The following is a 19739-nucleotide window of genomic DNA, read 5'->3' on the forward strand; positions in this document are numbered from 1 at the left end:
TCGGCGGCCAACGATGCTCCCGGATTTTCTGGATCCGGGAGAAATGTTCCGACCTAGCTGGATATAGCTTCTGGAATGACCGATCCGGTGTTCTTCGCGCCATCACGCCGGTATACGGCGGCCGAAGTCGCGAATCTGACCGGCTCGGTGCTTGTCGATTCCGGCCAATCCGACGTTTCTATCTCTGCGCTGGCTCCGGCCAGCGAGGGCGGCGCCAATGCGCTCGTCTTCGTCGACGGCAAGCGTAATTCAGCGCTGATGCCGTCGCTGCGGGCCGCGGCGGTCCTGTGCCCGGCCGAATTCGCCAACAAGGCGCCGGACGGCGTCGCTGTCCTGATCCATCCGCGGCCGCAACAGGCATTCGCGCTGGTTGGACGATTGCTGTTCCCGACAGCCGCGACGCCGGGGCCAATGACCAGTGAAACCGGTATCTCCCCGCACGCTCATATCGACCCGACCGCCCATGTCGAAGCTGGCGCGATCATCGAGGCCGGCGTGGTCATCGGGCCGGGCGTCTCGATCGGCAGCGGCACCGTCATCGCGCCCAACGCCGTCATTGGACAGTCCTGCCGGATCGGCCGTGACGGTTATGTCGGGCCGGGCGCCAGTATTCAGTATGCGCTGATCGGCAATCGGGTCATCATCCATGGCGGCGCCAGGATCGGCCAGGACGGCTTTGGATTCGTTGGCGGCGCCAAGGGGCCGGAACGCGTTCCCCAGATCGGGCGGGTCGTTATCCAGGACGATGTCGAGATCGGCTCCAATTCCACCGTCGATCGCGGCGCCATGTCCGATACGATCATCGGCCAGGGTACCAAGATCGACAATCTCGTACAGATCGCTCATAACGTCCGCATCGGCCGCAATTGCATAGTGGCCGGGCTTTCCGGTATTTCCGGTTCCGTGGTCGTGGGTGACAATGTCACGATGGGCGGCGGCGTCGGGCTGGCGGATCACCTGACCATCGGCACGGGAGCCAAGCTTGCCGCCAGAAGTGGATTTATGAGCAATGTTCCTGCCGGCGAGATCTGGGGCGGTTATCCGGCACAGCCGATGGCGGAAGCCATGCGAGAGATAGCCATGTTGCGCACGATGGCCAGGGCACGCAAGCAGGGCAAGGACAATGGCTGACATGGTGGCGGCGACGACGCTGGAAGCGGTCGACATAATGGGGCTGATGAAGCTCCTGCCGCACCGCTATCCCTTCCTGATGATCGATCGCATCGTCGAGATCGATGGCGACAACTCCGCCATCGGCATCAAGAACGTGACCATAAACGAGCCACATTTTCAGGGGCATTTCCCCGACCAGCCGGTGATGCCGGGCGTGCTGATCGTCGAGGCCATGGCGCAGACGGCCGGCGCCATCTGTATCCGCAGCCTTGGAGCATCGAAGCCGTCGCTGGTCTATTTCCTCACCATCGACAATGCCAAATTCCGCAAACCGGTCGTCCCCGGCGACCAGTTGAAGATCCATGTCAAGAAAATCAAGAAGCGCGGCAACCTGCTCAAATTCGCCTGCGAAGCCCTGGTCGACGGTACCAAGGCGGCCGAGGCCGAGATTTCAGCCATGATGGTCACCGGCGACTGACGATCGAGTGCCTATGAAAATCAAGACTTCAATCCATCCTTCTTCCGTCGTGGAAGAAGGCGCTCAAATCGGCCAAGGTGTGCGCATAGGGCCGTTCTGCCATGTCAGCGCCGATGCCGTGATCGGCGACGGTGTCGAACTGGTCAGCCATGTCTCGGTGATGGGCGCGACCACTATCGGGGCGTCGACCAAGGTCTATCCGATGGCGATACTGGGCGCGCCGCCGCAGAACACCAAGCACAAGGGCGGCCGCACCACCCTGGTCATCGGCGCCAACTGCACCATCCGCGAAGGCGTGACCATGCATGTCGGAACCGACACCAGCCGGGGCGAAACGACGGTCGGCGACAACGGCAATTTCCTCGCTTACGCTCACATCGCCCATGATTGCGTTGTCGGCAAAAACGCCACCTTCGCCAATGGCGCCACGCTGGGCGGACACTGCGAGATCGGCGACAACGTCTATATTGGCGGCCTCAGCGCCGTGCATCAATTCGTGCGTGTCGGCGACAACGCCTTTCTTGGCGGGTGCTCGGCTTTCGTCGGTGACGTCATTCCCTATGCCATTGCCGTCGGCAACCGCGCCAGCTTGCGCGGCTTGAACATCATCGGCCTCAAGCGTGCCGGCCTGCCGCGTTCCGAAATCTATCTGCTGCGTAGAGCTTACAGGACGATCTTCGATCGCTCCCGCACCGTCGGCGAGAACATCGAATTGGCCAAGGCCGAGTTCGCCGCTTCGCCGACCGCCATGAAGATCATCGATTTCATCACCAGTCGCGGCAAGCGGCACTATGCTGTGCCGTCGCTCAAGGGCGGCGATGGCGACGACACCGATGATGAAGACTGAGACGGCGGGAACTGCTCTCGATCTCCCGCCTGATGCCAAGGTCGGCATCATCGCCGGCGGCGGCAGCCTTCCGGTCGAAGTGGCGGCCGGCCTGGCGGAGGCCGGACATCCGCCCATCATCATCCTGGTCGATGGTCAGGCCGACCGTCAGTCCGACCTCACAATCTACGAGCATGAAAGCCTCGCGCTGGAAGACATCGGCTCGCTGGCTGCGTTGCTGAGGCGCCGGCGGATCACCCATCTGGTCCTTGCCGGCGAGATCAGGCGCAGGCCGCGGCTGGTCGACATGCGCCCGAGCCTTGGCTTGCTGGCGCTGATACCCTCGGTCGCCATGGCGCTTGCGCGCGGCGATGACGGGCTGTTGAAGATATTGACCCGCGGCCTGGAGGCGCGCGGCGTTAAGGTCGTCGGCGCGCATGAGGTCGTGCCCCGGCTTGTCGCGGCCGAAGGGCCGCTGACCAAGGCGGTGCCGAGAAAGTCCGACTGGCGCGATATCGAGGCGGCACGCGCGGCGGCAAAGGCCATCGGCGCGCTCGACATTGGTCAGGCGGCTATTGCCATCGGTGGCCGCGCTATTGCCTTGGAAGGCGTCGAGGGTACCCATGGACTGCTCGAGCGGACGCAGCAGCTGCGCGGCCATGGCAGGCTTGCCGGCAAGACCCGCGGTGTCCTGGTCAAATGCGCCAAGCCCGGCCAGGAGTTGCGTGCCGACCTGCCATCCATTGGCCCCCGGACGGTCGAGGCGGCACACGCAGCCGGTCTTGCCGGCATTGCCGTCGAAGCCGGCCATTCGCTGATCCTCGAAGGTCCCGTCGTTCTCGCGCGCGCCAATGCGCTTGGGCTGTTCGTGTTCGGCCTGCCGGCCGCGGAGCCTGGCCATGGCAGCTGAGAAGCCGCTAAAGATCGCCATCGTCGCCGGCGAAGAGTCCGGCGACTTGTTGGGCGCCGACATCGTGCAGGCGTTGAAACGCATGACCGGACGCGAGGTACGGCTGGTCGGCATTGGCGGACGGCATCTGCAGGCGCTTGGGCTGGTGCCGTTGTTCGACGGGGCGGAGATCGCGCTGATGGGGCTCAGCGCCATTCTGCGTGACCTGCCGCGCCTGATGCGGCGGATCAGCCAGACGGCGGGCGCGGTCGCTGCTGAAACCCCCGATTGCCTGATCACCATCGACAGCCCTGATTTCTCGCTGCGCGTCGCCAGAAAGGTCCGCGCCGCCGATCCGTCGATCCCGATCGTCCATTATGTCTGCCCAAGCGTCTGGGCGTGGCGGCCGGGCAGGGCGCCGGCGATGAAGCCCTATGTCGACCACATGTTGTGCATCCTGCCGTTCGAGGTGAAGGAGCTCAGCCGCCTCGGCGGCCCGCCCGGCACCTATGTCGGACATCGCCTTGCGCATGATCCGGGCGTACTCAGCGCTGCGAGGGCGCAGATCCAGCCGCGCGACCTCTCGGGAGATCGCATCAAGACGCTGCTCGTCTTGCCCGGTTCGCGGCGCGGTGAGGTGAGCCGGCTGATCGAACCGTTCGGCGAGACGGTCTCGATCCTGCGGCAGCGCGGACATCAACTGCGTCTGCTGTTGCCGACAGTGCCGCATGTCGCCGACCTGGTCAGGGCCTCGGTGGCGCGCTGGGACCAGGAGCCGGAAATCATTCTCGATCCCGAGCGCAAATGGCAGGCCTTCGGCAAGGCCGATGCCGCGCTGATCGCGTCTGGAACGGTGTCGCTGGAACTGGCGTTGTCGGGCGTGCCGACGATCTCGTGTTACCGGCTCGATCCGGTGATGCGCATGGTCCAGGGCCTGGTCAGGGTGTGGAGTGCCGCCTTGCCCAATCTCATCGCCGACCAGGCGATCGTGCCGGAGCACTACAACCAGTATGTGCGGCCACGCTATCTGGCGCGGCAGCTGGAAGCGCTGTTTTCGGACACCGCCTACCGTAGCTGGCAAAAGGACGGCTTTGCTGAAGTTGTCAGGCGCATGGCCACGGACAGGCCTTCAGGCGAGATCGCAGCGGAGGTGGTGATGGGGTGCATAAAGAAGGCAGTAGGCAGTAGGCAGTAGGCAGTAGGCCTCTTATTCCCTACTGCCTATTCCCTATTCCCTCTATTCCCTACCTTTTCGCGATCGGCACGTAGTCGCGCTCCGGCGCACCGGTGTAGAGCTGGCGCGGGCGGCCGATCTTCTGGCGCGGATCCTCGATCATTTCCTTCCACTGCGCGATCCAGCCGACGGTGCGGGCGACCGCGAACAGCACGGTGAACATGGTGGTGGGGAAGCCCAGCGCCTTCAGCGTGATGCCGGAGTAGAAGTCGACGTTCGGATAGAGCTTCTTCTCGATGAAGTAGGAATCGGTCAGCGCGATCTTTTCCAGCTCCATGGCGATGTCGAGCAGCGGATCGTCCTTGATGCCGAGTTCGCCCAGAACCTCATGCGCCGTCTTCTGCATGATCTTGGCTCGCGGATCGTAGTTCTTGTAGACGCGGTGGCCAAAGCCCATCAGCCGGAACGGGTCGTCCTTGTCCTTGGCGCGGGCGATGAATTCCGGGATGTGATCGACATGGCCGATCTCGCCCAGCATGTTGAGCGCCGCCTCGTTGGCGCCGCCATGGGCCGGGCCCCACAGGCAAGCGATGCCGGCCGCGATGCAGGCGAAAGGGTTGGCGCCCGAAGAGCCGGCGAGGCGAACGGTCGAGGTCGAGGCGTTCTGCTCGTGATCGGCATGCAGGATGAAGATGCGCTCCATGGCGCGTGCCAGCACCGGGTTGATCTTGTATTCCTCGCACGGCACGGCGAAGCACATATGCAGGAAGTTGGCCGCGAAACCGAGATCGTTCTTCGGGTAAATGAAGGGCTGGCCGATGTGGTACTTGTAGGCCATGGCCGCGATCGTCGGCATCTTGGCGATCAGCCGCATGGAGGCGACCATGCGCTGGTACGGGTCGGAGATGTCGGTGGAGTCGTGATAGAAGGCCGACAGCGCGCCGACCACGCCGCACATCACCGCCATCGGGTGCGCGTCGCGTCGGAATCCGGTGAAGAAGCGCGACATCTGCTCGTGCACCATGGTGTGGCGCGTCACGCGGTAATCGAAATCGTCCTTCTGCGCCTTGGTCGGCAGTTCGCCGTAGAGCAGGAGATAGCAGACTTCGAGGAAATCGCCGTGTTCGGCCAACTGGTCGATCGGGTAGCCGCGATGCAGGAGAATGCCGGCATCGCCATCGATGAAGGTGATCTCCGACTCGCAGCTCGCCGTCGAGGTGAAGCCGGGATCGTAGGTGAAGGCACCGGTGGTGCTGTAGAGCGAAGCGATGTCGATGACGTCGGGCCCGACGGAACCGCTTCGCACCTTGAACTCATGAGTCTTGCCGCCGAATTCCAGCTTTGCCGTGGCCTCTTGGGTCTTGCCGCCAAATTCCAGTTTTGTCGCAGCTTCGGTCATTGCAAACTCCTTCTCGTTTCCTCATGCCGGCAAAGGCAAATTTCTGCAGAGCGACACGTCGAAATCACCGCAATGCGCGTATTCGCCACCGCATTTCAGGAGGGTGCGTGCCAGATTGGGCCAGGGCCTAATGTTGCACTGCGAAACCCGCCTTTCAATGCCAATCTTCTTGGGCCAGTTTGCTCCTAATCGATTTGATCGGCTATGCGCGCCAGGCTCTCCTCGCGCCCCAGCACGGCAAGCACGTCGAACACGCCTGGCGAGGTGCTTTTGCCCGTCAGGGCGGCCCGCAGAGGCTGCGCCACGGCGCCAAGCTTGTGACCACCGGCCAGTGCGTAGTCGCGGACCGCGGCCGCCCCCGCCCCGGCCCGGCCAGCGCCCGACAGCGCGTTCAAAGCTTCGTGAGCGCCGCGCAGGATCCTGCGGGCATCGTCGTTGAGCAGGAGCGCCGCCTTGTCGTCGATCGGCAGCGGCCGCGTGGCAAACAGAAAGGCGGCGCCGTCGACGAGCTCGACCAGCGTCTTGGCGCGCTCCTTCAGGCCGGGCAGCGCTGCCAGCAGCTGCGCCTTGTTGCGGTCGTCGAGGCGCGCGGCCATCGCCGGGCCACCCTCGAGATAGGGCAGGGTGGCGATGAAGATGTCCAACAGTTCGGCATCGGCCATGCGGCGCATATGGGCGCCGTTGATCGCCTCCAGCTTGGCGAAATCGAAACGGGCCGCGCCCTTGTTGACGTCGCCTATGTCGAACCAGGACACCATGTCCTTGATCGACATGATCTCGTCGTCGCCGTGGCTCCAGCCCAGGCGCGCCAGGTAGTTGAGCAGTGCTTCCGGCAGGTAGCCCATGGCGCGGTAGGCCTCGACGCCAAGCGCGCCGTGCCGCTTCGACAGCTTGGCACCGTCGGCGCCATGGATCAGCGGGATGTGCGACATCGACGGCACATCCCAACCCATGGCGTTGTAGATCACGGTCTGGCGGGCGGCATTGGTCAGGTGATCGTCGCCACGGATGATGTGGGTGATGCCCATGTCGTGATCGTCGACGACGACGGCATGCATGTAGGTCGGGTTGCCGTCGGAGCGCAGGATGATGAAGTCGTCGAGATCCTTGTTGGGGAAGCGCACCTCGCCCTGCACGCGGTCGTGCACCACGGTCTCGCCCTCCGTCGGCGCCTTGACACGGATTGCGCCCTTGACGCCGGGCGGGGCTTCGGACGGATCACGATCGCGCCACTGGCCGTTGTAGCGCGGCGGCAGGCCCTTGGCGCGCGCTGCCTCGCGCATCGCCTCGAGTTCGGCGGGGGTCTCGTAGCTGTAATAAGCCTTGCCCAGGCGCACCAGCTCCTCGGCCACCTCGCGGTGTCGCGGCGCGCGCTCGAACTGCGAAACCGCGTCGCCATCCCAGCCCAGACCGAGCCAGGTGAGGCCGTCCAGGATCGCGGCCGTCGCCGCCTCGGTCGAACGCTCGCGATCGGTGTCCTCGATGCGCAGCAGCATCGTGCCGGCGGTATGCTTTGCATACAGCCAGTTGAACAGCGCCGTGCGCGCGCCGCCGATGTGCAGGTAGCCGGTGGGCGAGGGGGCAAAACGGGTGACGACCTTGTCGGACATTGAACTCTCGGGAAGCGTCTGAAGCGGGGTGTGGGGTGCGGGGACTTTCGCGCGTCGCGCGTTCATGTACCATAGGGCGTCAGGGGTGCAAGGGGCAGACCCGATGGCTGGACGAAGCCGGGGCTCGGATCAGGGCGAGGACGCAGTTGTTGGCGTCAGCGAGCGGTCCTTGTTTGCGATGCCGCTGCCGGCCGAGTTGCCGACGCAATCGCCTCTCGTGCCGGGTTCAGGCAAGCAGTCGCTACCGGATATCCCCGCCCCAGTTCCGTCACCGGCCGGCAGGATCGTGCGTGTGCGCCGGCAACTCGGCCGGCTGTCATTGCCGCGCCTCCGCAACGGCATCACTGCGGCGGCGGAGCTGGAGCTTGACCGCGGCATTGGCTTCCTGCTGGTGCCGGTTTGCCTTGCAATCGGCGCGATCGGCTATTTTTCGCTGACCGTCGAACCGGACTTCGCCAGGCCTGTCGCGGTGGTGGCCCTCATGGGCTTCCTGGCGATTGTCTCGCGCTCGTGGCCGAAAACCCATCTGTGCATGACGGCGGCATTGCTGTGCGCGCTTGGCTTGCTCGCCGCCAAGGTCGAGACGTGGCGCACGGGAACCCAGATGCTGGGCTCGGAAATCTCGACGCAACTGAGCGGCCGCGTGGTCTCGATCGAAGAGATGGAGACCGGCCGTATCCGGCTGACCATCGACGTGACGTCGACCGCCCGGCCGAAACTGCGCTACGCGCCGGAACGCGTTCGGCTTTCGGCACGCAAGATACCGCCGGAAATGACCGCCGGCTCCCTTGTCACGGGCTACGCCAAGCTGTTGCCGCCAACCGGTCCGGTGCGGCCGGAGAGCTACGATTTCTCCTTCGACAGCTATTTCGCCGGCATCGGCGGCAGCGGGTTCTTTCTCGGCAATCCGAAAGTCGTTGCGGCCGATGACGGTGGCATGCCGCTGTCGGCCCGCCTTTCCTCAGCGATAGAAAACGCCCGCGAAGCCATTGCCGACCATATCAGGGGCAGCGTCGGCGGCGCCGAAGGCGAGATCGCGGCGGCGTTGATCGTCGGCGTGCGCGCCGGCATCCCCGACGAAATCAACGAAGCGATGCGGCGCACCGGCATCTATCACATCATCTCCATTTCGGGACTGCACATGGCGCTGGTCGCCGGCACCATCATGGGTCTGCTGCGCGGCGCCTTCGCGTTGTTCCCCGACTTTTCCGCGCGCCGGCCGGTGAAGAAATACGCGGCCGCGGCCGCACTTTTGTCGATCGCCGCCTATCTCGTCATCTCCGGCGTCGTCGTCGCCGCCGAGCGCAGCTTCATCATGCTGGCGGTGATGCTGATTGCCGTCCTGTTCGATCGCGCGGCTCTAACCATGCGCAATCTGGCGATCTCGGCGATCGCCGTCATCCTGGTTTCCCCGCATGAGGTGGTCGGCCCGAGCTTCCAGATGTCGTTCGCCGCGACCGCGGCCCTGGTTGGAGCCTATGCCGGCTGGGCGGATCACCGTGCGGGAAAGACCAGACCGCCGCCGCCGAAGCGATCCTTGCCCGGTTTCCTGACCAGAAAATTCCTGCTGGCGACAGGCGGATTGGCCATGACCTCAATCATCGCCGGCAGCGCCACGGCGCTGTTTGCCATCTGGCATTTCCAGCGGGTGTCGCCGCTCAGCCTGTTCGCCAATCTGGCCGTCATGCCGATCGTCTCAGTCGTGATGTTCCTGGCCGTTGCCAGCGCGCTTCTGATGCCGTTCGGGTTGGATGCGCCATCCCTTTACCTGATGGGCAAGGGCCTGACCGCGATGATCGCCGTTTCGGCATGGATATCGGAACGCTCTCCGGTCGATGCGGTCGGGCTTATCTCACAGCAATCCGTGCTGCTGGTGACGATTGCCCTGGTCATCGCGACGATGGCGACGACGTGGCTGCGGCTTGCAGCGCTTCCATTCGCTATCGCCGGCCTGCTGACGGTGTCCGATACGCGCACGCCGGATGTGCTGGTCTCGGAAGACGCGCGGCTGGTTGCGCTGCCGATCGGCGATGGCGAACTCGCCGTCAACCGGGCCCGGCCGAACGAATTCACGGTCGACAACTGGAAGCGCGCGCTGAGATCCGAAACCATCATCCTGCCGGAAATATTCGACAAGGCGGATGGACAATTCGATATTGCTGATGCCGTCAATCTCCCGCCGGGAGCGCCGTTCTATTGCACAGACGGTGTCTGTCTCGCCAGGCACCCGTCCGGTGCGATCATAGCGCATGTCGAAGACCGCAAGGATACCTGGAAGGCCTGTGGCTTCGCCGACCTGATCATCGTCAATGACGCGACGGCCTACGATGCCTGCCACAATCCGCTGGTTCTCGTCGTTACCAAACGGCAGCTCGCCCGCAAGGGCAGTGCGGCCATCTTCTTCGACCGCCAATCGGCCACCGGTCCGCCAACCATCAGCTTCGCGGTGGACAGCCCGTATCGGCCCTGGCACGCGCAGCGAAAGTTTTCGCGCGAGGCGAGAGGCCTGGAGCCCTATCGCAAACCTGACAAGCCAAGTGCCGTGCCGGCTCAGTAGCGCCTGATCAGCCCAACCAGCTTGCCCTGCACCTTGACCCTGTCCGGCCCGAAGATGCGCGTCTCGTAGGCCGGATTGGCGGCTTCAAGCGCAATCGAAGCACCCTTGCGGCGGAACCGCTTCAGGGTCGCTTCCTCCTCGTCGACCAGCGCCACGACGATCTCGCCCGGGCTCGCCGTATCGGCGTTGCGGATAATGACCGTGTCGCCATCGAAGATGCCGGCCTCGATCATCGAGTCGCCCTTGACTTCCAGCGCATAGTGCTCGCCGCCCATGATCATGTCCGGCGGCACCGAGATGGTATGCGTCTGATGCTGGATGGCATCGATGGGCACACCGGCGGCGATGCGACCCATGACCGGGATGGACACCGCTGGAACCGCATCGTCGTCGTTGCCAGCAGCGGCAAAGCGCGACGGTGCCGGCTTGATCTGGCGGCCGAGGCTGCCCTGACCGAGACCGCCTTGGCCGAGACTCCCCTGGATGACGCTTGGCGAGAACTTCTTTGCCGCGTTGAGGCCCGGCGCGATCGAATCCGGCAGCCGCAGCACTTCCAGCGCACGCGCCCGGTTGGGCAGCCGGCGAATGAAGCCGCGTTCCTCCAGCGCCGTGATCAAGCGATGGATCCCTGATTTGGAGGCGAGGTCGAGCGCCTCTTTCATCTCGTCGAAGGAGGGCGGAATACCGCTTTCCTTGAGCCGTTCATGAATGAACATCAAGAGTTCATGTTGCTTGCGTGTCAGCATGGCGGCCCCCAAGGCATCTGGACAAGGGTTTTGATCCAGAATGGTTCTGATCCAGAATCGAAAAACAAACCCAGAACAAACACTATCTGTTCCAGTTGTGTTCTGCAACCGTTTAAAGTTTAGTGAATTTGGTAAGAGAGCCGAAATCATTTGCGGCCCGGACAGGCCGGAAATCGGGGTTTTTCGCCCGTTGCCGCCCGTCGCCCGCATTGAAATGTTTGGTTAATAGCCTGTGGCCTGTCTTGCGACATGGCTCGGCATCAGCCGACGGCAGAGCCCGTCGAGGCCGATTTCGGCGCTTGCGATCGGCTTGCCTGCCGTGAACGAAACGAAATCAAAACGCCAACAATCGCCGGTTCGGAAGCAGGTACGGGATCAGGCTGGCGGGATCGCACCGGCCAGCACCTGCGCATAGAATTCCGCATCGATATTGCCGCCGGAGATGACGCAGACGACGTTGCCGGTCGCCCGCTCACTGCTGAGAGCCGCGGCCAGCGAGGCGGCGCCCGCGCCCTCGGCGACGACCTTGGCCTTCGAGAACAGGAGCCGCATGGCCTCCGTCACCTGTTGCAGGCTGACGGCGATGGCACCGTCGATGAGCTGGTTCGCCAACGGCCATAGCTCGGGGATCAGGGAGGGACCGCCAATGCTCTTGATGAAGGAGGGCCGTGTCTCGATCTCGACAATACGTCCGGCCGCCAGTGCGGCGGTGACCGGCGCCGCGTTCTCGTCCTCGACGGCAAAGACCCTCGCCTGCGGACGAAGGGCCTTGAGCGCACTTGCAACGCCGGTCGTCATGCCGCCGCCGCCATATGGCGTCAGCACGAAATCGACCTCCGGCAGATCCTCGACAATCTCGAGGCCGATGGTGCCGTTGCCAGCCAACACCGCCTGATCGGTGACGGGATTGATGAGAAGTTCGTCAATGTCGGGCCGCTCGATCGCGGTGATGTAGCGCCACCAGGTCTCGTGGGAGACAAAGCGCACCTCGCCGCCAAGACGGCGGACACCGTCGATCTTGGTCTGCGGCGCGCCGGCATACATGTAGGCGGCCATCGGAACGCCAAGAGCCCGTGCCGCCCAGGCCAACCCATAGGCCATGTTGCCCGAACTGACGGTCGCAACACCGTGCCTGAGTTCATCGGCGTCACGACAAAGCAAGGTATTGAGCGCCGGCCTGAGCTTGAAGGCGCCGATCGGCGACAGGGTCTCGAGCTTGAGGAATATCCGCTGGTCGGCACGGCCAAGATCGAGGCGCAGCAGCGGGGTGCGCGGCAGCCAGGCGGCCAGCCGATCGCGGGCTTCGGCAATCTCGTCAAGCGTCGGACGATGCGGAGGTGCCGAGATCATCCGGCAACCGCTTTCAAGCTGCCGGCGCGCGCGACGTCCTTGTTCGCGTCGCCGTCCTCGCTGTGGACATAGACGTGCAGCGTATAACCGATGTGGGCCGTCATCAGCGCTTTTGCCCGCTCGACGTCGCGGTCCAGGGCGGCTTCCATGATCGCCGTGTGGTGCTCGATCGCCATCGCCTCGCGCAGCGCGTTCATGGCCTCTTCGTAGCCGTCCTTGAGGCCGGCCGCCGCCCGCAATGTCGGCGCCAGCCCAAGAAAGCGATGGTGCCGGCGCAGCTGGTCCGAGATCGTCGAGCGAAACCGCAACAGCCAGCTGGATGTCGCAGCGCTCAGCAGCGCGGCATGAAAAGCCTCGTGGTTCTCGTCCCACTGGTCGACGGCGGCATCCGATGGGTCGTCCACCGCGGTCTTGCAGCGGGCGAGCCGGTAGTGCGCGGTGACAACCGCGTCTTCCCACTCCCGGCCGCCTTTCTCCATCGATTCCTGGAAGAGCGGTATCTCGACGACCATCCTCGCGCGCGCCAGATCCTCAAGTTCGGCCCGGGATACGGGGGCGACCGCGAAGCCGCGATTGCTGATGGCGGTGACCAGGCGTTCGGCTTCGAGGCGCGACAATGCTTCGCGCAGCGGCGTCCAGCCAACTCCATAGATGCCGCGCAGGGCGCTGAGCTTGAGCGGGGCGCCCGGCATGAGACGGGTGGTGAGGATATCGCGCCGCAGAAGCTGGTAGGCGGCTTCCGTCTTGGTGGAGTTCTTCTGGTCCTGCATCGCGATCCATTCGTTCTCTGCCATTGGAGAAATTATATATGATGATTGGTGATGGCAAGAATTATATATAATGTTTGACATGCGCCGATGGACTGACCATGATCGCTGGAGGTGCCCCGAGGCGGCGCTGATCAAATCTGGGAGGAAATGATGTTGAAGTCGAAATCCGCATGGCTGTCGGGATTGGCTCTGGCAGGCGCATTGATGGTCAGCGCCGGGAGCGCCGCGGCCGATCAGATCCGTATCGGCATCGCCAATTTCGGCGAGCATCCGCAATTGAACGCCGCCATAGCCGGCTTCAAGAAGGCGCTGACGGACAATGGCTTCGTCGAGGGCAAGGACGTCGTCTACACAGAGAGCCATACTAATTTCGATGCATCGCTGGTGCCGCAGATGATCGCCAAGCTGCAGGCCGAGCAGCCCAAGCTGATCTACACCATCACCACGCCGGTCTCGCAGATCGCCAAGAAGGCGCTCGCCGGCTCCGGCATTCCGATCGTCTTTGCCGCGGTCACCGACCCGGTGGCGGCCAAGCTGGTGCCGTCGTGGGACGCAGGCGACGAAGGCATGACCGGCGCCACCGATCTGCAGGACGTCGCCGCGGTGATGGCCTTCACCAAGAAGCTTCTGCCGAACGCCAAGCGTTTCGGCGTGCCTTACAATCCGGGCGAGGCCAACGACGTTGCCCTGATCGAGAAGATCAAGGCGGCGGCGCCCGCTGCCGGCTTCGAAGTCGTGGAAGTCGGTATCGACAACGTCAATGACATCCAGCAGCGCATCGCATCGCTCGCCGGCAAGGCCGACGTGATCTACGGCCCGACCTCGAACCTGATCCAGCCGGCGATCGCCGCCGTCTCCGCGGCCGCCCGCCAGGCCGGCATCCCTGTCGTCAACGCCGACGACAGCGCGGTCCGCAACGGCACCGTACCGGCGAGCTTCGCGGTCAATTACACGCAGGTCGGCGTCAACGCCGGCAACATCGCCGCCGAGATCCTCAAGGGCAAGGATCCGAAGACGATCGCGCCGTCGCGCCCGGCCTACAAGGACCACATGGCAACGATTTCCCGCAAGGCGATGGCCGCGTTCGGCATCGAGATACCGGCTTCGATGGCCGATTGCGGCTGCATCGTCGACTGATATCGGGACTGAAGGGTGACGGCAGGGGCGCCGTCACCCTCAGGTCAGGGAGGAACGATGCTCGAGATCCGATCCGCGCGCAAAGTATTCTACAGGGGCCAGGCCGACGAGAAGATCGCGCTGGACGGCCTCAGCCTGTCATTGGCGACTGGCGAGTTCGGCATCGTCATCGGCTCCAACGGAGCCGGCAAGAGCAGCATGCTCAATGCCATTTCCGGAGCGCTCATCCTCGATTCCGGCAAGATCCTGATCAACGGCGCCGATGTGACAAATATGCCGGTGCACAAGCGTGCCGCAAGATTGGCGCGGGTGTTCCAGGATCCGATGCGCGGCACCGCCGCCAGCATGACGGTGGCGGAGAACATGCTGCTGGCCGATCTGCGCAGCCACAAGCGCACCCTGCGGCAAGGGCTGAACGCCACACGGCTCGCCTCCTATAAGGAGCGCCTGTCCATACTTGGCCTCGGCCTTGAAAATCGTCTCGATACGCGCGTCGACCTGCTCTCAGGCGGGCAGCGGCAGTCCCTGTCGCTGATCATGGCCGTCGGCGGATCGCCAGACTTGCTTTTGCTCGACGAGCACACAGCGGCGCTCGACCCGCGCACGGCCGAGATCGTCATGCAGGCCACGGTGCGTGCCGTCAGCGCGCTGAAGCTGACCACACTGATGGTGACCCACAACATGCAGCACGCCGTGGACTATGGCAGCCGGGTGATCATGCTCGACGCGGGCCGGGTCCTGCTGGAAGTCACCGGCGAGGAAAAGGCTAGGGTCACGGTTATCGATCTGATCGGCCATTTTTCCGTCAAGACCGACCGCATGTTGTTGGCGAGCTGATCCCCATGGGCTTTATTCAGGAAGTTCTCTCAAGCTTCATCTCGATCATGCCGGTCACCCTGGCGCAAAGCCTGATCCTGGCCTTCGTCGTGCTCGGCATCATGATCCCGTTTCGCATGCTGAATTTTCCCGATCTCACCAGCGAAGGCGCGTTTCCACTGGGCGGCTGCGTCTGCGGCGTGCTGCTGGCTGCCGGGGCAGAGCCGGTGACCGGCATCCTGGTCGCATTCATCGTGGGCTTCGCGGCGGGCTGCTGCACCGCCTTCATCCATCTGCGCTTCCGTATCCACACGCTGCTTGCCGGTATCCTGATGATGACGATGCTCTACAGCATCAATCTTCGCATCATGGGCAAGTCCAACCTCTCCGTCTTCGGCTCGCCCACGGTGTTCGACTGGGTGCCGTTCGCGCGGCCGGGTTTTCCGGCCAGCAAGATCGTCGTCGCCGGCCTTCTGGCGCTCGTCGTCTTCGTGGCGCTTTACATGTTCTTCAGGACCGAGAAAGGGACCGCGGTGCGCGCCGTGGGCGCCAATCCTGATATGGCCGAGGCGCAAGGCATCAATGTCTGGGCGGCGACCATCGGCGGCGTCGGGCTGGCGAGCGCGTTTTCGGCGTCAAGCGGCGCGCTGATGGTGCAGTCGCAGGGCTTCGCCGACGTCAATATGGGGCTCGGCATCCTCATCAACGGACTGGCCGCGCTGATGATCGGCGAGGCGGTTGTCGGCAAGCAGACCGTCTGGCGCCAGTTGCTGGCGCCCTTTGCCGGCGCGATCATCTATTACCAGCTGGTGTCGTTCTGCCTTGCCGCCGGCATGCCGCCTCCCGATTTGAAGCTTGCCACGGGCCTGTTCGTGCTCGCCATGCTTGCTCTGCCCAGCCTCAAGCGCAGCCGGGGGCCCGCGCCGGCTCGCGAAGCCATTCGTGAATAATCGAGGACATCACCAATCATGAACGCAACGCTCGACCTCACGGCCGTCGAAGCCATGGATGCGGCGGATCCGCTGCGCGCCATGCGCGACCGGTTCACCTTGCCGGAAGGCGTGATCTACCTCGACGGCAATTCGCTCGGCGCCGCAGCGCCTGCGGTTTTCAACGAGCTGCAGAAGGCCGCGACGCAAGAGTGGGCGCAGGATCTGATCCGTGCCTGGAACACCGCCGGCTGGTTCGATATGCCGGTCGCGCTTGGCGACCAGCTCGGCCGGCTGATCGGCGCCGCCCCGGGCCAGACGGTGGTCTGCGACACGACCTCGATCAACATCTACAAGGTGCTGCATGCCGCACTCGGGATGCGGCCGGGCCGGTCGGTCATCGTCGCCGAGGGCGACAGCTTTCCGACCGATCTCTATATGGCCGAAGGCGTCGCCTCGACGCGGCCGGGCACCGTGCTGAGGCTCGAAGGCGTCGATGCGGCAACCATTGAAGAGCTGATCGACGAGCGCGTCGCGGTCATCTTGGTCAACCACGTCAATTACAAATCCGGCCAATTGCGTGACATGGCCGCGCTGACGCGCAGGGCCCATCAGGCCGGCGCGCTGATCGTCTGGGATCTCTGCCACACCGCCGGCGCCTTGCCGGTCGAACTCGACAGCGCCAATGCCGATTTCGCCATCGGCTGCACCTACAAATATCTCAATGGCGGTCCGGGCGCCCCGGCCTTCATCTACGCCGCCAAACGCCACCACGACGATGTCCATCAACCGCTCAGCGGCTGGTGGGGCCATGCGCGGCCATTTGCCTTCGAACAGGGTTTTGCAGCCGGCAGCGGCATCCGCCGCTTCCTGTGCGGCACGCAGCCCGTGCTTTCGATGCGGGCGCTGAAAGGGGCGCTGGATATCTGGGACGATGTCGACATGGCCGCGGTGCGCACGAAAAGCATCGCGCTGACCGACCTGTTCATCCGGCTTGTCGAGACCAGATGCGGCGCCTATGGCCTCGAACTGGAGAGCCCGCGGGACGGCAATCGGCGCGGCAGCCAGATTTCCTTCATGCATCCGCATGGCTACCAGGTGATGCGGGCCTTGATCGAGCGTGGCGTGATCGGCGATTTCCGGGCGCCGTCGACCATCCGCTTCGGCTTCACGCCGCTCTATGTCGGCTACAGGGACGTCTGGCAGGCGGTCGAGGTGCTGGAGGACATTTTGCGCACTGAAGCTTGGAAAGAGGCGCGATTTGCGGTCAAGACGGCGGTGACTTGAGAAACTAGAGCCGGGTGCGGACCGTCCAGAGTTCCGGGAACAGCACGACCTCCAGCATCTTCTTGAGATAGGAGGCGCCCGATGTGCCTCCGGTGCCGCGTTTCAGGCCGATGATGCGCTCGACCGTGGTGACATGGTTGAAACGCCAGCGCCGGAAATAGTCCTCGAAATCGACCAGCTTCTCGGCCAATTCATAAAACATCCAGTAGCGCTGCGGGTCGCGATAGACGGTCTGCCATGCGACCAGAACCGCCTCATTCTCGGTCCGGGTTTCACGCCAGTCGGTTCGCCCGGCGTCGGCGCCGATGTCGAACCCGTTGCGCGCCAGAAGCAGCAGCGCTTCGTCGTAGAGCGATGGCTCCGCCAGGATCGCCTCCAGCTTACCGCTGAGGTCCGGCCGGTGCTTGTGGGGCCCGAGCATTGCAAGGTTGCGGTTGCCGGCCATGAACTCGATGGCGCGATATTGCCAGGACTGGAAGCCCGAGGACTGGCCGAGCGCATCGCGGAACTCGGTGTATTCGCTGGGTGTCATCGTGCGCAGCACGTCCCAGGCATTGTTCAACTGCTCGAAGATCCGAGCGACGCGCGACAGCATCTTGAAGCTGGGCTCGAGCCGGTCGGCACGGATGGAACGGATCGCGGCACCGATTTCGTGCAAAGCGAGCTTCATCCAAAGCTCGGAGGTCTGGTGCTGGATGATGAACAGCATTTCGTCATGCGCCGACGACAGCGGCGTCTGCGCCTCCAGCACTTTCTCCAGATGCAGATAGTCGCTGTAGGACATGCGTTCCTTGAACGACATCTGGGCGCCTTCCGACGCTGGATCGTAGGGCTCGCTCAATTGACGGTCTCCGTGCGCAGCCGGAAGCGCTGGATCTTCCCGGTCTGGGTCTTGGGCAGCGCGGCGATGAATTTCACCGATCGCGGGTATTTATAAGGTGCGATGGTGGCCTTGACGTGGTCCTGCAGGCGCTTGACGGTCAACGCGTCCGGCGCCACGCCTTGCACCAGTACGACATGCGCCTCGACGATCTGGCCGCGCTCGGCATCACCGGCGCCGATGACAGCGCATTCGGCGACATCAGGATGCGACAGCAGCGCTGCCTCGACCTCCGGTCCGGCGATGTTGTAGCCGGCGCTGACGATCATGTCGTCGGAGCGGGCGGCGAAATGGAAGAAACCGTCTTCGTCCTGCGTGAAGGTATCGCCGGTGAGGTTCCAGCCGTCGCGGACATAGTCCTTTTGCCTGTCATCGGCCATGTAGCGGCAACCGGTCGGTCCACGCACCGCAAGCCGTCCGGTCGTTCCGCGCGGCACTTCACGCATCTCGTCGTCGACGATGCGCGCCTCGTAGCCGCCTACCGGTTTGCCGGTCGATGCAGGCTTCATGTCGTCGAAACGGTTGGAGATGAAGATGTGCAGCATTTCGGTGGCGCCGATGCCGTCGAGGATCGGCTTGCCGGTCTTCTTCGTCCACTCCTCGAAGACCGGAGCCGGCAATGTCTCGCCCGCCGATACGGCGACGCGCAGCGACGACAGGTCCGCCCCTTCGTCCATGGCCTTCAGCATCGCGCGGTAGGCGGTCGGCGCGGTGAAGGAGATGGTCGCTTTGTAGGTTTCGATGATGTGGATCATGTTGGGCGGCGTCGCCTGTTCCAGCAGCGTCGCCGCGGCGCCGAAGCGCAGGGGAAAGATGGCAAGCCCGCCCAGGCCGAAGGTGAAGGCGAGCGGCGGCGAGCCCACGAAGATGTCGTCGGGCGTCACCTGCAGGATTTCACGGGCATAGGCGTCGGCGATGATCAGGAGGTCGCGGTGGAAATGCATCGTCGCCTTCGGCACGCCTGTCGTGCCCGAGGTGAAGCCGAGCAGGGCGACATCGTCGCGGCCGGTGTTGACGGCGGTGAAGGTCACCGGCTTGTCGAGCGCGGCACGATCGAGCTCGGCATCATGGTTGGCGGTGCCGTCGAAGCCGATGACCTGTTTCAGGAACGCGCTGTCCTTGGCGCAGGCCGTCATCTCGTCCATCAGCCTGGTGTCGCAGAGCGCGATGGTGACCTCGGCCTTGTCGACGATCTTGGAAAGCTCGCCGGCGCGCAGCATCGGCATGGTGTTGACGACCACGGCGCCGACCTTGGTGGCGGCCAGCCAGCAGGCGACCATGGCAGGGTTGTTGGCGGAGCGGATCAGCACCCGGTTGCCCGGCTTGACGCCATAATTCTCGACCAGCGCGTGCGCCAGCCTGTTCGTCCAGTCGGACAGTTCCTTGTAGGTGCGGCGGCGGCCATTGCCGATCAGGGCGGTGTGGTCACCAAGCCCCTTCTGCACCAGCCTGTCGGTCAGTTCGACACCGGCGTTGAGGTGTTCAGGATAATCAAAACCGTCGAGCAGGATATCGGGCCATTGTTCCGGCGGCGGCAGGTGGTCGCGCGTGAACGTGTCGATATGCGCTGAAGGCCCAAGCATCTCGCCGCTATCCTATGTGCTGCCTGGCCAATGCGCGAGGCATCTGGCCGAAGGCGGTTAATCTGTCGTTCCTGTCTTTCGTGGAGGTTTCGTGCTGCCGGCTGCACCTGCTCGACCATGCCATCGGAAAAGATGGGCATCCGAGATAGAGCACAGCAGACCTCCCATTTTGCCAACTGTTGCGCAGGCAGGATC

17 protein-coding genes are annotated in these 19739 nt (G+C 64.0%); 10 read left to right on the forward strand and 7 right to left on the reverse strand.

Going from position 1 to position 19739, the window contains the following annotated elements:
- The first annotated feature begins 75 nt into the window (after nucleotides 1-75).
- Genes lpxD through lpxB form a run of 5 tightly spaced genes read left to right on the forward strand, consistent with a single transcriptional unit; the run spans nucleotide 76 to nucleotide 4501 of the window.
- Nucleotides 76-1131, forward strand: coding sequence for a UDP-3-O-(3-hydroxymyristoyl)glucosamine N-acyltransferase (gene lpxD, locus LB568_RS08590; protein ID WP_013895371.1), 1056 nt, complete (start codon nucleotides 76-78; stop codon nucleotides 1129-1131).
- The gene (gene fabZ, locus LB568_RS08595; RefSeq protein ID WP_013895372.1) at nucleotides 1124-1591 is read left to right on the forward strand and encodes a 3-hydroxyacyl-ACP dehydratase FabZ; all 468 of its coding nucleotides are present in this window, start codon (nucleotides 1124-1126) and stop codon (nucleotides 1589-1591) included. Before lpxD ends, fabZ begins: the two co-directional genes overlap by 8 nt.
- Nucleotides 1592-1604: 13 nt before the next feature.
- Complete coding sequence (gene lpxA, locus LB568_RS08600; RefSeq protein WP_224729855.1) at nucleotides 1605-2438, forward strand: acyl-ACP--UDP-N-acetylglucosamine O-acyltransferase; 834 nt, start codon at nucleotides 1605-1607, stop codon at nucleotides 2436-2438.
- Nucleotides 2425-3327 carry an LpxI family protein gene (locus tag LB568_RS08605; RefSeq protein WP_224729856.1) on the forward strand — a complete coding sequence of 301 codons (903 nt, stop codon included), beginning with the start codon at nucleotides 2425-2427 and terminating at the stop codon, nucleotides 3325-3327. The genes lpxA and LB568_RS08605 overlap by 14 nt, the downstream gene beginning before the upstream one ends.
- Nucleotides 3317-4501: a lipid-A-disaccharide synthase gene (lpxB, locus tag LB568_RS08610; RefSeq protein WP_224729857.1), complete on the forward strand. Its 1185-nt coding sequence runs from the start codon at nucleotides 3317-3319 to the stop codon at nucleotides 4499-4501. Before LB568_RS08605 ends, lpxB begins: the two co-directional genes overlap by 11 nt.
- Nucleotides 4502-4550: 49 nt before the next feature.
- On the opposite strand, the gene gltA is transcribed toward lpxB, so the two are convergent.
- Complete coding sequence (gltA, locus tag LB568_RS08615) at nucleotides 4551-5879, reverse strand: citrate synthase (RefSeq protein WP_013895376.1); 1329 nt, start codon at nucleotides 5877-5879, stop codon at nucleotides 4551-4553.
- A 185-nt stretch (nucleotides 5880-6064) separates the two neighbouring features.
- A complete protein-coding gene (gltX, locus tag LB568_RS08620; RefSeq protein ID WP_224729858.1) occupies nucleotides 6065-7489 on the reverse strand; it encodes a glutamate--tRNA ligase in 1425 nt (474 codons plus the stop codon).
- 103 nt (nucleotides 7490-7592) lie between these two features.
- Here gltX and LB568_RS08625 point away from each other — a divergent pair, with 103 nt between their 5' ends.
- On the forward strand, nucleotides 7593-10046 hold the full coding sequence (locus tag LB568_RS08625) for a ComEC/Rec2 family competence protein (RefSeq protein ID WP_224729859.1): 2454 nt from the start codon (nucleotides 7593-7595) through the stop codon (nucleotides 10044-10046).
- Here LB568_RS08625 and lexA read toward each other — a convergent pair.
- The 3 genes from lexA to LB568_RS08640 form a co-directional block, all read right to left on the reverse strand.
- The gene (gene lexA, locus LB568_RS08630) at nucleotides 10040-10792 is read right to left on the reverse strand and encodes a transcriptional repressor LexA (protein WP_013895379.1); all 753 of its coding nucleotides are present in this window, start codon (nucleotides 10790-10792) and stop codon (nucleotides 10040-10042) included. The genes LB568_RS08625 and lexA overlap by 7 nt on opposite strands.
- A gap of 375 nt (nucleotides 10793-11167) precedes the next feature.
- Entirely contained in the window at nucleotides 11168-12142 is a 975-nt protein-coding gene (locus LB568_RS08635; protein WP_013895380.1) for a pyridoxal-phosphate dependent enzyme, read from the reverse strand.
- Complete coding sequence (locus tag LB568_RS08640) at nucleotides 12139-12936, reverse strand: GntR family transcriptional regulator (RefSeq protein ID WP_013895381.1); 798 nt, start codon at nucleotides 12934-12936, stop codon at nucleotides 12139-12141. The genes LB568_RS08635 and LB568_RS08640 overlap by 4 nt, the downstream gene beginning before the upstream one ends.
- Before the next feature lie 126 nt (nucleotides 12937-13062).
- Between LB568_RS08640 and LB568_RS08645 the strand changes: the two genes are divergently transcribed.
- From LB568_RS08645 to kynU, 4 genes are read left to right on the forward strand one after another with little or no spacing between them, the layout of a single operon-like run.
- Nucleotides 13063-14049 carry an ABC transporter substrate-binding protein gene (locus LB568_RS08645; RefSeq protein WP_013895382.1) on the forward strand — a complete coding sequence of 329 codons (987 nt, stop codon included), beginning with the start codon at nucleotides 13063-13065 and terminating at the stop codon, nucleotides 14047-14049.
- A 57-nt stretch (nucleotides 14050-14106) separates the two neighbouring features.
- Nucleotides 14107-14886, forward strand: coding sequence for an ABC transporter ATP-binding protein (locus tag LB568_RS08650; RefSeq protein WP_013895383.1), 780 nt, complete (start codon nucleotides 14107-14109; stop codon nucleotides 14884-14886).
- A 5-nt stretch (nucleotides 14887-14891) separates the two neighbouring features.
- Complete coding sequence (locus LB568_RS08655) at nucleotides 14892-15815, forward strand: ABC transporter permease (protein WP_140569498.1); 924 nt, start codon at nucleotides 14892-14894, stop codon at nucleotides 15813-15815.
- An 18-nt stretch (nucleotides 15816-15833) separates the two neighbouring features.
- Nucleotides 15834-17081 (forward strand): kynureninase, encoded by a 1248-nt coding sequence (gene kynU / locus LB568_RS08660; protein WP_224729860.1) that lies wholly within the window; start codon nucleotides 15834-15836, stop codon nucleotides 17079-17081.
- Between the two features lie 4 nt (nucleotides 17082-17085).
- Here kynU and kynA read toward each other — a convergent pair whose 3' ends face one another.
- Together kynA and LB568_RS08670 are read right to left on the reverse strand one after the other, a co-directional pair.
- On the reverse strand, nucleotides 17086-17922 hold the full coding sequence (gene kynA / locus LB568_RS08665; RefSeq protein WP_263496958.1) for a tryptophan 2,3-dioxygenase: 837 nt from the start codon (nucleotides 17920-17922) through the stop codon (nucleotides 17086-17088).
- The gene (locus tag LB568_RS08670; RefSeq protein ID WP_224729861.1) at nucleotides 17919-19544 is read right to left on the reverse strand and encodes an AMP-binding protein; all 1626 of its coding nucleotides are present in this window, start codon (nucleotides 19542-19544) and stop codon (nucleotides 17919-17921) included. The genes kynA and LB568_RS08670 overlap by 4 nt, the downstream gene beginning before the upstream one ends.
- Nucleotides 19545-19739 lie beyond the last annotated feature (195 nt).

Source organism: Mesorhizobium sp. B263B2A (assembly GCF_020165775.1).
GTDB lineage: Bacteria > Pseudomonadota > Alphaproteobacteria > Rhizobiales > Rhizobiaceae > Mesorhizobium > Mesorhizobium opportunistum.

What these genes read in the sequence shown, in the direction of transcription:
- lpxD (WP_013895371.1), top strand. Translation starts at nt 76, where the DNA reads ATGACCGATCCGGTGTTCTTCGCGCCATCACGCCGGTATACGGCGGCC.
- fabZ (WP_013895372.1), top strand. Translation starts at nt 1,124, where the DNA reads ATGGCTGACATGGTGGCGGCGACGACGCTGGAAGCGGTCGACATAATG.
- lpxA (WP_224729855.1), top strand. Translation starts at nt 1,605, where the DNA reads ATGAAAATCAAGACTTCAATCCATCCTTCTTCCGTCGTGGAAGAAGGC.
- LB568_RS08605 (WP_224729856.1), top strand. Translation starts at nt 2,425, where the DNA reads ATGATGAAGACTGAGACGGCGGGAACTGCTCTCGATCTCCCGCCTGAT.
- lpxB (WP_224729857.1), top strand. Translation starts at nt 3,317, where the DNA reads ATGGCAGCTGAGAAGCCGCTAAAGATCGCCATCGTCGCCGGCGAAGAG.
- gltA (WP_013895376.1), bottom strand. Translation starts at nt 5,879, where the DNA reads ATGACCGAAGCTGCGACAAAACTGGAATTTGGCGGCAAGACCCAAGAG.
- gltX (WP_224729858.1), bottom strand. Translation starts at nt 7,489, where the DNA reads ATGTCCGACAAGGTCGTCACCCGTTTTGCCCCCTCGCCCACCGGCTAC.
- LB568_RS08625 (WP_224729859.1), top strand. Translation starts at nt 7,593, where the DNA reads ATGGCTGGACGAAGCCGGGGCTCGGATCAGGGCGAGGACGCAGTTGTT.
- lexA (WP_013895379.1), bottom strand. Translation starts at nt 10,792, where the DNA reads ATGCTGACACGCAAGCAACATGAACTCTTGATGTTCATTCATGAACGG.
- LB568_RS08635 (WP_013895380.1), bottom strand. Translation starts at nt 12,142, where the DNA reads ATGATCTCGGCACCTCCGCATCGTCCGACGCTTGACGAGATTGCCGAA.
- LB568_RS08640 (WP_013895381.1), bottom strand. Translation starts at nt 12,936, where the DNA reads ATGGCAGAGAACGAATGGATCGCGATGCAGGACCAGAAGAACTCCACC.
- LB568_RS08645 (WP_013895382.1), top strand. Translation starts at nt 13,063, where the DNA reads ATGTTGAAGTCGAAATCCGCATGGCTGTCGGGATTGGCTCTGGCAGGC.
- LB568_RS08650 (WP_013895383.1), top strand. Translation starts at nt 14,107, where the DNA reads ATGCTCGAGATCCGATCCGCGCGCAAAGTATTCTACAGGGGCCAGGCC.
- LB568_RS08655 (WP_140569498.1), top strand. Translation starts at nt 14,892, where the DNA reads ATGGGCTTTATTCAGGAAGTTCTCTCAAGCTTCATCTCGATCATGCCG.
- kynU (WP_224729860.1), top strand. Translation starts at nt 15,834, where the DNA reads ATGAACGCAACGCTCGACCTCACGGCCGTCGAAGCCATGGATGCGGCG.
- LB568_RS08670 (WP_224729861.1), bottom strand. Translation starts at nt 19,544, where the DNA reads ATGCTTGGGCCTTCAGCGCATATCGACACGTTCACGCGCGACCACCTG.